The sequence below is a fragment of the Pseudoalteromonas sp. CST2 genome, assembly GCF_028599385.1.
GTDB lineage: Bacteria > Pseudomonadota > Gammaproteobacteria > Enterobacterales > Alteromonadaceae > Pseudoalteromonas > Pseudoalteromonas atlantica.
Genome location: NZ_JAQREO010000007.1, coordinates 124,871 through 138,924 on the forward strand (window position 1 = coordinate 124,871; position 14,054 = coordinate 138,924).

Consider the following 14,054-nt stretch of genomic DNA (forward strand, 5'->3'; position numbering starts at 1 on the left):
AGCAGCATTGCGCTGGAGTTTAATCACTTCTAGATAGAGTAATTTTAATCCTCAAAGCTCAATTGGCTTGATGCTGTTAACCGTTTATCAACAAATTTAACCGCTTGTCCTAGTATATATTGCATCTACATTTTCAATGCATAAACTTATAATCAGATAAAATTTATTTGGCTTTTATTATGCATTCACCCCACAAAAAACCTCAAAAAGGCTTTACCTTAATTGAAGTGCTGATTGCGTTTATTATTTTAAGCTTTGGCTTATTAGGCGCTGTTGCACTGCAAGCAAAAGCTAAGCAGGCAAGCTTTGACTCTATGCAACGCGCAGCCGCGGTAGCGTTAGGAAATGATATTATTCAGCGCATTAGAGCAAATGATACCGCACAGCTAGTTGCTTTATATACGCAAACTTTCACCAGTAAAACATCAACGTCTACCTCTACGGCTTGTTTTAGTGGGTCATGCACTGCAGCGCAAGTTGCAGCCCTTGATTTACAGCAGTGGAAACGCGCCATTCGTGCACGCGAAAACACCGGCTCTCTCGATGATGCCACTGTATGTATAAACCCTACGGCTGCAGCAGGTACGGGTGGGCGTGGGTTTAATATTGAAGTAATAGTGTCTTGGCAAGGCCGCCAAGAGTTTAATGCCAATGATGAAACCAAAGCGCTTAAATGCGGTACTGACGATAAAAAACGCCGTTTGGTTGCATTAAATAGCTATATATACCTAAGGAGCTAACATGAGAGAAAAAGGTTTTACACTAATAGAAATGATGATTTCATTATTTATTGGTGGGCTTATTTTAGGTGGGGTGATGTTTACCTATATTGGCATGAAAGTAACCACAAAAGACACAATGACAATAGGCGAGTTACAAGAGTCAGGCCGCTTAGCCATTAATATTATGCAGCGTGATATAGAGCAGGTGGGCTTTTGGGGAACTTATTATGATGATTCGTTTACTGCAGCAAACACACAAACGTTAGCTAACCCTGGTGGTGATTGCTTTGAAGGGCTTAATAACGGCAGCTTTCCAGATTTAGCATCTTCTAGCAATTTCAGAACTATTTATGCAAAAGAAGCCAGTTCAACAAGTGAGCTTAACTGTATAAGTAAGCCAATTGCAGGGACTGACATTTTACAAATCAAGTTTTTACAAGGTGAGCAGCTCACGGTAGATGGCGCTACTAATGAAACACAAGCGGATGAAAACTATTTTATAGCTGAGCAAGAAAGCGCAGAATTTACCCGAGGCGTTGTAGCTGCGGGTAGTTTAAACGTTAATGCCACGGTGTGGCCTTATAGCCATCATGTTTATTACCTCGCAGAGCAAACTTATACGGTAAATAATAAAAGCTTTACAGTACCAGCATTAATGCGTAAACGCTTAAATGGCGCCAACATGAAGGCCGAAACCATTATGGAGGGCGTTGAAAACATGCGCTTTGTATTTGGTTTAGATACAGACAGTGATAGCCGTGTTGATTCGTACCGAAGTATTGAGGACATGCAGCACTCTGACTGGGAAAACCGCAAAAGCATTTTAACAGTGCAGGTTTTTTTATTAGTTAGAGCATTGCAGCCAGATCCGGGTCTTAAAATAAAAAATCAAACATATATTTTAGGTGAAGATGAAGACTCCCGAGAGCTCACTTTTACCGATACTTACAGAAGAACAGTATTCACCACCACAATTCGTTTAAATAACGTGGGAGCAAATTTATGGCGTATCTAAGTAAACACGCAAATAAACAACAAGGTGTTGTGCTTATTACAGCCCTTATTATGGTTATTGCTGTAACGGGAATTGCCGTTACATTAATGAGCAGCAGTAGTGTAGATATAAAAATTACCAATGCAGCTCAAGAGCGAGAAGTCGCTGAAAATGAGCTTATTGGAGAAGTACAGCGAATGATTTCTGATGAGGCAAGCAAAGGTGCTGCTAATCAGTTTTTTTTAACGCCAGATGAAGTATCAACTCATGCAGGCGCAGATGATGAAGGGATGGTAATAGCCACGCACGACGATATGCAAAGCAAAATGGTAAACCTAAATCAGGGGGCGCTTGATTTAGAATGCCCACGCCGATTTAATTTTACTGCCGGTATATCGTGTAACATGTTGCAAGTTTCTACCACTATTCAATATGGCTCTAAAGCAAAGCACGAACTTACAATTGTAACAGGTGTAGCTCAAGAAATGGCCAGTATAAGTAAGGGGATTTAGAATGAAATTTAATCTTAATAAGCCATTGGTCTCTTTACTTGGTTTAGCACTCAGCGCCTCAGCAGTTGCTGAAGATATAGAGCTTTATGTAAATCATGATTTAGATTTAGATGAGAAACCAAGGGTTTTACTCATATTTGATACATCAGGCAGTATGGCGTTTTCATCCACTAATGGTAATAGTTGTGGGTATAGCAACCAAACTGGTTACTACTTATGTGCAGATAGTCGCCTTGCGGCAGCACAATTTGCCATGAATAAAGTGGTATCAGATAACGAAGACTCTATTGATTTTGGTTTGATGCGATTTAAAAGTGATTCTGAGGGCGGCTATGTTGTAAATGGTGTTGGTAGTGACTCGTCTATAGTGCGCAGCTCCATCGCAGCTCTTCCAGCCAATGGTGGCACGCCTCTAACCGAAACGTTATGGGAAGCTTATCTGTATATTACTGGTAAAGGGGTGGGGTATGGCCTAGATGCCTCTACCTTTGAGCGAGATACAAGCGTAGAAGATACAACTACCACCCAAGAAGTGAAAGAATACTGCTACACAATCGGGCGAGGGCGAAATCGTCAAGAGTACTGTTATGATTATGTTGATACCCAAACAAGTTATACTTATATATCGCCCTTTGCAGACAGTGAAGCAGAAGCGGCTCGTTGCGATAATTCAATCAACATTATTTATATGACTGATGGGGACCCTTCTAATGATAACGGCAGCGATAGTGATATTAGTGATGAACACGAAAAGTACTTTGGAGAACCATTAAACTGGAATACCGATAGTTATTACAGTAACTACTTACACCAAATGGCTAAAATTATTCATGGTACAAGTGATGTTACCGTTGATTTATACCCTGCCACCGCCGATATCCACGAAACAGGCCGCTTATACACGATAGGTTTTGGTTCAGGTATGAGTGCAAGCGGGCAAGAACTGTTAAGACGTGCTGCCTTATTGGGTGGCGGTGAAAACTTACCAGCAAGCACCCCAGATGAGCTTTCTAACTCGCTAAATAGTGCTATTTCTCGTATTCGTGAAGTAAACGATAGTTTCTCTTCGCCTTCGGTAGCAAGTAACAACGTAGACCAAACACGTAGCCGTGATGCCATTTACTTTGCCATGTTTTACCCAGAAACAAACACCCGATGGGGTGGGAATTTAAAAAAATTAAAAGTATCAGGCAGTGAAATAGTTGACTCTGCAGATAATACAGCGCTTGATTCTGATGGTTTAATCGACACCGATGCTAAAACGTTTTGGCTGCCAGATGGCCAGTCTGCCGATGGTAACTTAGTTGCACAAGGGGGCGTAAACTATCATTTAGCTACGCTCACAGGGACTCCAGCTGAAGAAAGACGCAACCTCTATACAGATAAGCAAGGCGATATAGTTGAGTTTACTACTAATATTGTGAGCGATATTTTAGATTTAGTCACCAATAATCCGATTAGCCTAGCTAGTTCAGATATAAAATGGGCAATGGGGATAGATGTTGACGATGAAGACAACGATGGCTCAAACACCGATCAACGCAGCGATATTTTTGGCGACCCTTTACATTCTAAGCCAGTGGCAATCGACTATGGTAATGACGACATACGTATATTGATTGGTACTAATGCCGGCTTTTTACATATGTTTAAAGACGATGATACCAATAACCAAGTGACCGAAAGCTGGGCGTTCATTCCCTCTGATCTTTACGATATTATTCAGCCTTTACGCAATGAGGACACCGGTAAACTCTACGGGATGGACGGCCCAATCAGTGTTTACTTTAGTGATAAAAGCTTAAATGACGAAGGCATTAACGATGGTATTGTTGATGCAAGCGATGGTGATGACGTGTGGGCATTTGCAGGTATGCGCCGTGGTGGAAAAAACTATTACGCCTTTGATATTACTAATCCCGATCAGCCTAAAAAACTATGGGATAACCCTATAGAAGGCGGTACTGGCGATTTTAAAGAGCTAGCTCAAACGTGGTCAAAACCCCAAATAGCGTACATAAAAGCATTTGGCGATAAGCCATTACTCGTCTTTGGTGCAGGGTACGATACAAATAAAGATGCCGTGGTTAGAAGTGAAGACTCGGTTGGTCGCGGTATTTATATAGTAGAAGCTGAAACAGGTAAAAAAGTGTGGGCTTTAACGCCAAACGAAAATGGATTTAAAGGCAAGCACTCGATTGCAGCAAATGTTTCTACGCTTGATTCAGATTACGATGGTTACATTGACAGAATTTATGCTGCCGATACCGGGGGCGATATTTGGCGTATAGACATGCCAGGCACAAGCACCAGTAATTTTACGCACTTTAAACTTGCAGAGCTAGGTAGCAGTTTAGCAAGCCAAGACCGTCGCTTTTTTTACCAGCCGCTAGTGGCACGTACACTTTATAGCAAAGTAAGTGAAACAACGATTAATGGTGAAACAGTGATTACACGTTTAGATACGCCGTATGACGCTATTGTAATAGGCAGCGGAAATCGCTCAAAACCAACAGGTACAAATGAAGACGATCAGCTGTTTATGATAAGAGATGAAAATACAGTAACTCAGTCATTCACTAGCGCCCCTACAGCGATTAAACCAGCAGATTTAATGCTAATGAACAGCGACCCGTTTGGTAATGCACTTGATGATGTAGATGAGTTTGTTGATTTAGAAGTCGATTTAGCTAAATTTAAAGGCTGGCGCTATGAATTAGGCACCGGTGAAAAATCTTTAGCAGCAGCCACAGTGGTGGGCGGTGTCGCTTACTATACAAGCTTTACTCCATCATCAGAAACCTCTACAGAGAACCAATGTTCGTTAAGTGGCGGTGGCGGCTCGTTGTATGCGTTCCATTTACATTATGGCACCAAGGTATATGACGACTTAAAGTTTACCACTAGCTATGATGTACCTGATACACCACAATTGTACTTTGGTGAAGGCCCCTCTTGTGCCGATGGAAATGGCGACGGCTTTTGTGATGATAACCCAACCATTGAAGTGACCGAAGAAAGCCAGTTTTACCTAATTGGGCCGGGAATAAAAGGCGAAGATGCACAAAACCCAATGAAGCCAGTAGAAATAATGGGCCCAGGCTTAACGGTTGTAGATGGTACCGTACAATTAGTGAATGACGATGATAGTGTAGGGTTTGGCTTTAAAACCCAACAAACCTATATTTATAAACGTGAAGAAAATGATGAAATTGATGATTAAGGAATATTAATGAATAAACAAGCACGCGGATTCACGTTGATAGAGTTAATGATAGCCGTAGCTATTGTAGGTATTTTAGCCTCAATAGCACTGCCTAATTATACTGAGTATGTAAAACGCTCTTCTCGAGCCGAGGCCGCAGCGGCGCTTTTAGATGCTGCAAACAAACAAGAGCAGTACTTTGTAGATAATCGTGAGTACACAGAGACATTCTCAGACTTAGGTATACAAGAGACCACAGAAAACGGCCATTTTGAGCTGTCGATTGATGTGGATGATGACGATAATACGTTTACAATTACTGCAAAACCTATTGCGGGTGCTGTAAAAGGCGACGGTGACTGCACGCAAATTACAATTACTGACACAGGCTATAAAGGCGCAAAAGGCAGTAAAGGTAATTCAGATGTTGAGTATTGCTGGGGACGTTAACTTAATCGGGTTAACTAGTCGCTCTGACATTTGTCGGTTGATTTAATTCGTATACGGCCTGTTTGACTGACAGATAAAGCCAGCCCCTCAAGGTTGGCTTTATCTTTATTTGGGCAATAAATAAATGTTCCATTTTGAAAACCATTTAATGAGCCATCGGGCCTAAAGGTAATTGCACTTCGGGGGTATTGCATAGAATCTGCATCATGGATTTTTTCAAATGTGCTTATTAATAAGTCGTCGGTGTCTAATGACGTAGACTTGTCGTTATCAATAAATAGCGACATTTGCCCATCCCACTCATCTTTAGTGCATTGATTATCTTTTAAAGCACACAAAGTAACATAAGTGCCATTTTCAATGGCGTAAAGGCGGCCATAATTAATGTTTCTGTGCAGCAAATTAACATGATTGTCGGCTCGGTTTTTCGCTAAAAAGTCAGGAAAAACCGATAGAGAAATTTGGCTAACAATACTCACAATAGCAATAGATACCATTAATTCTAAAAGCGTATAGCCAGCCTGAGTTTGGGTAGATAACCTCATCCCTGAAGCCCTGAGTCAAAAAATGTATTAGCTCAGTGTAGTAAATGATAAAAATATGACAACTTAAATTGTATGTTTTTTAACCGCACTTAAGTGCACTGTCACCGGCATAAAAAGCAGTACCTGATTGCGATAAAGTAAGCGCTTTATTATTTTCAGTGCCACCATTGGGGCAAAAAACAAAGTCACCTGGGTTTGTGGTAATTCGTCCACTGGTATTAAAACGCAAACGACGCTCATTTCCTGTAAAGGTTAACTTGTCGTTATCTGATATTTCTTCCATGACTCTAAGCAGTGTATCGGAAGCGCCGTTATAGTGCCCATCGTTATCTACATCGATAAATACAACAATAATTTTATTCTCGTCCCACTTTTTGTTGCAGTTGAAAGTGTCTTTGCTGTTTTTAATTTTACCTTGGCCAGTAGGGCACAAAACAACAATTTCATCTGTACTGGCGGCTTGTGAGCGAGCAAAGCTAATATTGCGCTTTAGTTCAAGCAAGAAATTCTCAGCGCGGTTTTCCTCAAGCATATCGCTACTGTCCCAAAGAGCTATAGAGGCGATAATACCTACTATGGCTACTGCCACCATGAGCTCTAATAAAGTTAAACCGGTTTGGAATTTTTTCATATTATTTATACCTACTACATTTGTTATTATTATAGCTAGTTGAGAAAGACTTATAATTCAGACTTATAAATAATTATACCACGCTTGGTTGTTTTATCATCGAATTCAATTGCTTTGTTTGCTATGAACTCCATGATTGTCTAAAATCGAGGCAACTAAAGCTTTAATAAGTAGTGAGCATGAAAAAAATAGAAGCAATCATCAAACCGTTTAAGTTAGACGACGTACGCGAAGCCCTATCAGATGTAGGTATTACGGGTATGACTGTAAGTGAAGTAAAAGGTTTTGGTCGTCAAAAAGGTCACACAGAACTTTACCGTGGCGCTGAGTACATGGTGGATTTTTTACCTAAGGTAAAACTTGATATTGTGCTAACCGATGAAGATGTTGAACGCGCTATAGAAGTAATAGTAAAAACAGCGCAAACAGGCAAAATTGGTGATGGTAAAATATTTGTCACAGATGTTGAGCGTGTAGTACGTATACGCACCGCAGAAGAAGACGAAGAAGCAATTTAATTATAGTAATAAGCGCATAAATAAAAAGGCTGCAAATAATGTTATTTGCAGCCTTTTTTTGTAAATACTATTTAATACCAATCAGCAATAATAATTAAGTATTTTAAGGGGCTAAGCCCCACGCTAAGTGCGTTAAAACGCTTGTTAAGAACACCTAAATAGCAATTTTTTACTTACTAAACAATGTTTTTACCCCAAAGCAAATTACTTAATTAAATGAATTAGTATCAATAATATTACTGTTTTTCAGCATGTTCTTCACGCGCTTCTTCAATTTCTTCGGCAATTTCTTGCGCTTTTTGCTTTGTTTTTTCGGTTAATTCACCCGCGGCTTCTTTGCTTTTTATCCATGCATCAACGGCAATCTCTTTGCCATCGTCGTACATGTCTAAGCCCATTGCTTTACTTTGTTCAAGCAACTCATTTAATGACTCATCATTTTTAAACTCTGTGGCTTTATCTTTTACATCGTTCCATGTGTCACCAAGCTGCTCTTGCATTTGCGCGCTTTTATCTTTTGCATCTTCTTGTACTTCCTGAGCATCTTCACAGCCCGTTAGTGTAATTAAAGTGCCTAATAAAGCTAAACCTGCTAATTTGTTCATGTGCTATCTCTCCTTAGAGACAAATAATTAATTCCACTTAATAATAGAACAGCGAAGATGAACACACCTGTAACAACACGCTTAAATTTCAAATTAATGAATGAACACGATTGGCCGCTGCTGCATGAACTAGATCAAGACCCCGCGGTAATGAAATACATAAACCGAGGAACGCCTTCGACATTAAAACAAATTAAAGAAATAGGGATCCCCAGAATGCTTGCCTATAAAAATGCAAACAAAGGCTGGGGGCTGTGGAAAATCACCCTTAAAAAAGAGGACTCTTTTATAGGGTGGGTGCTGATTAGGCCTATGCACTTTTTTACTCAAACTCCCGATTTTACAAATATTGAAATAGGGTGGCGCTTTAAGCAATCTAGTTGGGGACAGGGTTATGCAACGGAGGCGGCTAGTGCATTATGTAACGCCTTAAAAATACAGCCAGAGATAAAAACACTATCGGCAATGGCACTGGCCGATAATAAAGCTTCAATTAGCGTCATGCAAAAGCTGGGATTTACCTGGGTTAAAAACTATATACACACTGATGAACAAGGCGATTTGGATGCCGTTTTATACGCAAAGGCGTTATAGCATACAAAAAAATCACTTGTATAAACATTGACCTAACGTTCTGTGGTATGCATAAATGAGCCAAGCGAGATTCAAATAATAAAGTAAGGATGTTTTATGGGGTTATTTTTTCGACCAAGCCGGCTCATTGTTAAGAGTGTGTTGATTGCACAATTTTGTATATTTAGCGTGCAGGCGGAGCAAGTTACTAAAAGCGCTGTCGCAATGCCTGACTCGTTTAGTGCAGATACAGCACAAGCTATTTTAGAGCAAGGTGGAAATGCCGTTGATGCGGCTATTGCTGCGCAATTTGTATTAGCGGTAACGCTTCCCGAAGCCGGAAATATTGGCGGGGGAGGCTTTATGCTTATACAAAAAGAGGGAAAAGGCGACTTTATAGACTATCGCGAAACCGCTCCCCAAGCAGCGCACAGAGATATGTATTTAGATGCCAAGGGCGATGTAATTAAAAACAAGTCAATTTATGGTATTCACGCAAGTGGTGTACCAGGGAGCGTAGCCGGTATGTGGCTGGCTCATCAAAAACACGGCACCTTAAAATGGCAAACATTAGTACAGCCTGCGGTTACCTTAGCAGAGCAAGGCTTTAAAGTGCCGCCCAAATTGGCTCAGGGGGTCGCACAATACATTGCTCATTTAGACAAACAAAATATAAATGTAAATTTTAAACACTATTTTGCAGATATAAAAGCAAATCAGGTTTTTAAACAGCCTGAGCTAGCCGCTACTTTAAAGCGCATAAGAGATAACGGTCAAGACGGGTTTTATAAAGGCGAAACAGCCCGCATTATTGCCAACTTTATGCACCAGCACGGCGGCATTATTAACCAAACTGATTTGGCTAATTACACGGCTGTGTCGCGCACGCCGATTAAAGCTAACTGGAACGGTTATGAAGTATTAACCTCTCCACCACCAAGCTCTGGCGGAATAGCTATTTTGCAGTGGCTAAAAATGTTTGAGCTTAAAAAAAGCGAAATGGGGCTGGTACATAACTCTACTCAATATGTACATTTACTTGCTGAAATAGGTAAACGTGTGTTTGCCGATAGAGCAGAGTACTTGGGCGATCCGGACTTTTTTGATGTACCAGTGACTGAGCTTACTCATATTGATTACCTAAAAGCGCGCAGTAAAGATATTTCTTTAACAGCTATTTCAACCACCGAAAACATAAAACCAGGCCTCAAAGAAAGTGAACAAACCACGCATTTTTCTATTATTGATAAAATGGGTAATGCAGTGGCCAATACCACAACGATTAATTTAAGCTTTGGTAGTGGCGTTGTGGTTGAAGGTGCAGGCTTTATATTAAATGACGAAATGGACGACTTTAGCGCTAAACCTGGGGTAATGAACGCCTTTGGTGCGCTCGGCGGTAAAGCCAATGAAATTCAGCCTCAAAAGCGTATGCTTAGCTCAATGTCGCCAACCATACTGCTCAAAAACAACAGCGTTAAAATGGTCACAGGCTCGCCTGGGGGCACAACAATTATTAGCTCGGTGTATCAATCTATTTTAAATGCGGTTGAATTTAACATGGGCGCCAACGATATTGTTAATAGCACGCGGTTTCATCATCAGTTATGGCCTAAAAACGTAATCAGAACACACGCAGGGCTCAGTGAAAACACTCAAGCTGAACTTATAAAAATGGGCTACACACTGGATGAGCGCCGTTTTGGCGATTTGCAGGTTATTGTAAATAAAGACGGTGAGTTACAAGCAGCTTCTCAGGCTACAGGCCGTGGTGAGTCTCGGGTATTTTAACATTTTTAACTAACCCCTTTAAGCTAAAGGGGTTAGTTTTGTTATTAACCAATAGCGGGTACTAATCCCAACATTTGCATAAATTGGGCGACAATAATTACAACGCCGCACAGCCCTGCCACCGCTAAACCCATATTACCACTTCGCACTTGGTATCCCGTTTGAGGGCCCGATTTACGCTGCTTATACACCATAGAAACCGGTAAAAATATTGCTAATACCACAAGGGCGATGGCTGCATAGCCTAGCGCCATTATAAATCCCTGAGGGTAAAATAACGCAAACCCTAAAGGGGGAATAAAAGTAATTAGTGCGGTTTTTATTCTTTCTGATTTGGTGTCGCCTTTATTAAATGTATCAGCAAAAAAATCAAATAACCCTAAGCTAACACCTAAAAAAGAGGTGGCCAATGCTAAGTCGGCAAACAGTGTAACAGCGCTTGTTACCTGCGGATTATGCGCAATATTTGCCACACTCTCTACAAAGCCTGTTAAGCCATTACTATTGAGTAAATCACTTTGCTGCATAATCCCTTGGCTAAGCAGTTGCCAAAAAATATAAATCACTAAAGGTAAAGCAGCCCCTGCAATCATTACCTTACGCAATACTTTTGTTTCCAGCCCCACATACTTAACAATTGACGGAATAGAGCCATGAAAACCAAATGAGGTAAAAATAACGGGTAAGGCAGATAAAATCAGCCCTTGCTCAACGGGCATTTCAAGTAAGTGCTTACCTTGTACATAGGGTGTAAGCATATAAAACAAGCTGCCTAGTACTAAAATTTTAATCGTAAATAACACGCGGTTAAGTTTATCTACTTTACTGGTGCCTAAAGTAACCACGCTACCTATTACAATGGCTAAAACAATAGAGGCAATTTGTGGCGCTATGTTTATGCTCAAATCACTACTAATACGCGACTGCAACTGCGCGCCCCCCCCGGCTATATAGGCTGCGCACAGGGCGTAAAACAAAAATATCATCGAAAAGTTAGCTACGTACTGGCCGCGCTTTCCTAACCAGCGCTTTGCTAAGGTGTTTAACGTTGCATCTCTAGGGGCGTATTGGTGGAGCTCTAGCATTAATAAAGCGGTGTAGGTCATCAATAACCAACTGGCTATTATCAGTGCAAGCGCGGTATTAAATCCAAGCCCTGCAGAGGCTATTGGCAATGCCAGCATACCTGCGCCTATGGTGGTGCCTGCAACAATTAACATGCTGCCTATTGTTTTATTTTTAAGCACTTAACTATCCTAAAATGTGTGAGAGGCACTCAAGATATAACTAGTTACTTAAAACATAAATAGTTTTGTAATAAATGCCGGTAAATAATAATGTAACTATGAATTTACAGCTGTATTTAGACGTTTATATATGTACTGCGTATTACTTTCGCGCGTATAATTTACTTTAATAGGGTTTCTACCTCCTCAGTGCAAAGGAATGGCGTGTGCCAGTTAAATTATCTTATTTACTACTTGTCATTATTTGGTGTACTACGCCATTAGGTATTGTATGGAGCAGTGAAACTGTAGCACCAACGCTCGCCGTTTTAATGCGCATGATTATAGGCTTATTTGTTGCTGGGTTAATTGTTGCTATAGCCAATATTCGTGTACCTTGGAGCAAAAACGCGTGCACGTTATATGCATACTCCAGTTTGGGTATTTTTGGAGGTATGTCATTAAGTTACATGGCTGCTACCACAGTACCTTCAGGTATTATTTCGTTAGTGTTTGGCCTTGCGCCTATTCTCTCTGGCTTTTTAGCACAAAGGTTACTTAATGAGCCTAAATTTAGCCCTATTAAATTAATAGCGCTGAGCTGTGCATTAATAGGCCTTTATTTTGTAAGTTATAACCAGCTACAAACCTCACAAACTCAGGGCGTAGGGCTGATGTATGTGTTAATGGCGGTTACTTTATTTAGTCTTAGTGGGGTGATGATCAAACGTGTAAAAATTGCTATTCACCCTATGGCAACCACTTTTGGAGCGCTGGTTTTTGTTACTCCTTTATTTGGGCTGTTGTGGTGGCTGGTAGATGGGCAAATAAGTATGGACTATTGGAGTGCTCGCTCGTTATGGAGTATTGCGTATTTAGGTATTTTTGGCTCGATTGTAGGGGCTTTAGCGTATTTTCATGTATTACAAAAGTTAAACGCCAGTACTGTAGCCTTAAGTAGTTTAATTACACCAAGTTTTGCATTAGCGCTAGGCGCATTACTTAATAACGAGCCTTTAAGTCAGGAGCTTATTATAGGAGCCATAATTATATTTTTGAGCCTAACGTTTTTTCAGTTTGGCGATAAGCTCATAAAGCGGCGCAGCGGTAGTTAGCAGTTTAGGGCGGTTACATTTTTGCTATTTGAATAATTAAACGACGGTTTTTATTTCGCCCTAAAATATTTTCGTTAGTATCAACAAAACGTTTTTCACCTAGGCCTGTGGTTTCTACTTTGCCCTCATCAACCCCTAAGCTGACCATATAATCTTTTATAGCTTTAGCACGCTTACGCGATAAATCTAAGTTATTCCAACGGCCACCGTAGCTATCGGTATACGAATCAATACTTATAGACTCAATACTGGTATCATTTTTTAAATACTCAGCAATTTTATCTAAGCGCTTTTGCGACTCTTTAGTGAGCTTGCTGCTATTTGATTGGTAATTCATTACAGTAAATGAAATATCTTCAAAGCTGTATGGTAAAAGTTCATCGCGGCACTGTAAAAACGCCCAATAGGCTTGTTTAAAATTAACGCTTGAAATACCAACGGCAATTTTGTCGGCACTATTTTGCCAGTCCTGGTAGTAAAAGGTAGGATGAAACCCTTTTTCAAGTTCAGTTAGCATTTCCCATGCGGTTTTATTACCAAGCTCACCATCAAACTTTTTAAGTAACTTCATCGTGGTTATATCACGCGCGGGCAGGCCTGAACGCCATGCTGGTGGCACCGCCTTTAAACCGGCTATATCGTAATTGTCGGGGCGCACAACCATATCTAGATTAAAAGTTAGGTTTTTGTTTTTACTAGCCGATGCCTTAAATATGGCCTCACCGTAGTAGGGCACTTCGTGGTTTAATTGGCACTGTAAGCGTGTTGTTTTTATAACTTCCCAATTGGAGTTATCTTGATTTGCGCTGTATTGGCGCATAGCCGCTTGCGATGAATAACTCATCAATGCGGTGCCAAGGCTTACGCTAATAAAAAACAACTTACACTTCATAAAACGCTCCGGTTAATCTACTAAGCCAATATTTTGGCGTACGGCTAAAGTAGGGCTCTATACCAACTTAATTAAAAACATAATCTTCGTATCGTATTAAATAGCCCGCTCACTGCGTTAAACTTACTGATGTAAAACAAAGCTATAAATAATTTTCGCCTTGTTATTGCGCTATTTTTTAAGCGCCATACTGGTATCCGTAATTTAATGCGATGGGGATTAATAACAGCCAATACAATTAGCAGTTATTTAAAAGCAAATAGCATGCCTACAAT

General features: G+C 40.5%; 14 protein-coding genes. 9 read left to right on the plus strand and 5 right to left on the minus strand.

Going from position 1 to position 14,054, the window contains the following annotated elements:
• Window positions 1-179: 179 nt before the first annotated feature.
• Genes pilV through PSH41_RS11340 form a run of 5 tightly spaced genes read left to right on the plus strand, consistent with a single transcriptional unit; the run spans window position 180 to window position 5,883 of the window.
• A complete protein-coding gene (gene pilV / locus PSH41_RS11320; RefSeq protein WP_024032271.1) occupies window positions 180-740 on the plus strand; it encodes a type IV pilus modification protein PilV in 561 nt (186 codons plus the stop codon).
• Window position 741: 1 nt separating this feature from the next.
• A complete protein-coding gene (locus PSH41_RS11325; RefSeq protein ID WP_273589061.1) occupies window positions 742-1,737 on the plus strand; it encodes a PilW family protein in 996 nt (331 codons plus the stop codon).
• Window positions 1,725-2,228, plus strand: coding sequence for a hypothetical protein (locus tag PSH41_RS11330; protein ID WP_029774108.1), 504 nt, complete (start codon window positions 1,725-1,727; stop codon window positions 2,226-2,228). Before PSH41_RS11325 ends, PSH41_RS11330 begins: the two co-directional genes overlap by 13 nt.
• 1 nt (window position 2,229) lies before the next feature.
• Complete coding sequence (locus PSH41_RS11335; protein ID WP_273589062.1) at window positions 2,230-5,451, plus strand: PilC/PilY family type IV pilus protein; 3,222 nt, start codon at window positions 2,230-2,232, stop codon at window positions 5,449-5,451.
• Between the two features lie 9 nt (window positions 5,452-5,460).
• On the plus strand, window positions 5,461-5,883 hold the full coding sequence (locus tag PSH41_RS11340) for a type IV pilin protein (RefSeq protein ID WP_024032268.1): 423 nt from the start codon (window positions 5,461-5,463) through the stop codon (window positions 5,881-5,883).
• A gap of 14 nt (window positions 5,884-5,897) precedes the next feature.
• Here the strand turns inward: PSH41_RS11340 and PSH41_RS11345 are convergent, their stop codons facing one another.
• Window positions 5,898-6,428: a GspH/FimT family pseudopilin gene (locus PSH41_RS11345; protein WP_273589063.1), complete on the minus strand. Its 531-nt coding sequence runs from the start codon at window positions 6,426-6,428 to the stop codon at window positions 5,898-5,900.
• 79 nt (window positions 6,429-6,507) lie between these two features.
• A complete protein-coding gene (locus PSH41_RS11350; protein WP_064386022.1) occupies window positions 6,508-7,059 on the minus strand; it encodes a GspH/FimT family pseudopilin in 552 nt (183 codons plus the stop codon).
• Between the two features lie 179 nt (window positions 7,060-7,238).
• On the opposite strand from PSH41_RS11350, the gene PSH41_RS11355 reads away from it, so the two are divergent.
• Window positions 7,239-7,577, plus strand: a complete 339-nt coding sequence (locus tag PSH41_RS11355; RefSeq protein WP_004588371.1) for a P-II family nitrogen regulator — start codon at window positions 7,239-7,241, stop codon at window positions 7,575-7,577.
• Window positions 7,578-7,813: 236 nt separating this feature from the next.
• Here PSH41_RS11355 and PSH41_RS11360 read toward each other — a convergent pair whose 3' ends face one another.
• On the minus strand, window positions 7,814-8,182 hold the full coding sequence (locus PSH41_RS11360) for a hypothetical protein (protein WP_273589064.1): 369 nt from the start codon (window positions 8,180-8,182) through the stop codon (window positions 7,814-7,816).
• Between the two features lie 57 nt (window positions 8,183-8,239).
• Here PSH41_RS11360 and PSH41_RS11365 point away from each other — a divergent pair, with 57 nt between their 5' ends.
• Window positions 8,240-8,776, plus strand: coding sequence for a GNAT family N-acetyltransferase (locus PSH41_RS11365; RefSeq protein WP_273589065.1), 537 nt, complete (start codon window positions 8,240-8,242; stop codon window positions 8,774-8,776).
• Between the two features lie 96 nt (window positions 8,777-8,872).
• The gene (ggt, locus tag PSH41_RS11370) at window positions 8,873-10,546 is read left to right on the plus strand and encodes a gamma-glutamyltransferase (protein WP_273589066.1); all 1,674 of its coding nucleotides are present in this window, start codon (window positions 8,873-8,875) and stop codon (window positions 10,544-10,546) included.
• A gap of 44 nt (window positions 10,547-10,590) precedes the next feature.
• On the opposite strand, the gene PSH41_RS11375 is transcribed toward ggt, so the two are convergent.
• Complete coding sequence (locus PSH41_RS11375; RefSeq protein WP_273589067.1) at window positions 10,591-11,793, minus strand: aromatic amino acid transport family protein; 1,203 nt, start codon at window positions 11,791-11,793, stop codon at window positions 10,591-10,593.
• A gap of 206 nt (window positions 11,794-11,999) precedes the next feature.
• On the opposite strand from PSH41_RS11375, the gene PSH41_RS11380 reads away from it, so the two are divergent.
• Window positions 12,000-12,887, plus strand: coding sequence for a DMT family transporter (locus PSH41_RS11380; protein ID WP_273589068.1), 888 nt, complete (start codon window positions 12,000-12,002; stop codon window positions 12,885-12,887).
• Window positions 12,888-12,900: 13 nt separating this feature from the next.
• On the opposite strand, the gene PSH41_RS11385 is transcribed toward PSH41_RS11380, so the two are convergent.
• On the minus strand, window positions 12,901-13,779 hold the full coding sequence (locus PSH41_RS11385; RefSeq protein ID WP_054983043.1) for a flagellar protein MotY: 879 nt from the start codon (window positions 13,777-13,779) through the stop codon (window positions 12,901-12,903).
• Window positions 13,780-14,054 lie beyond the last annotated feature (275 nt).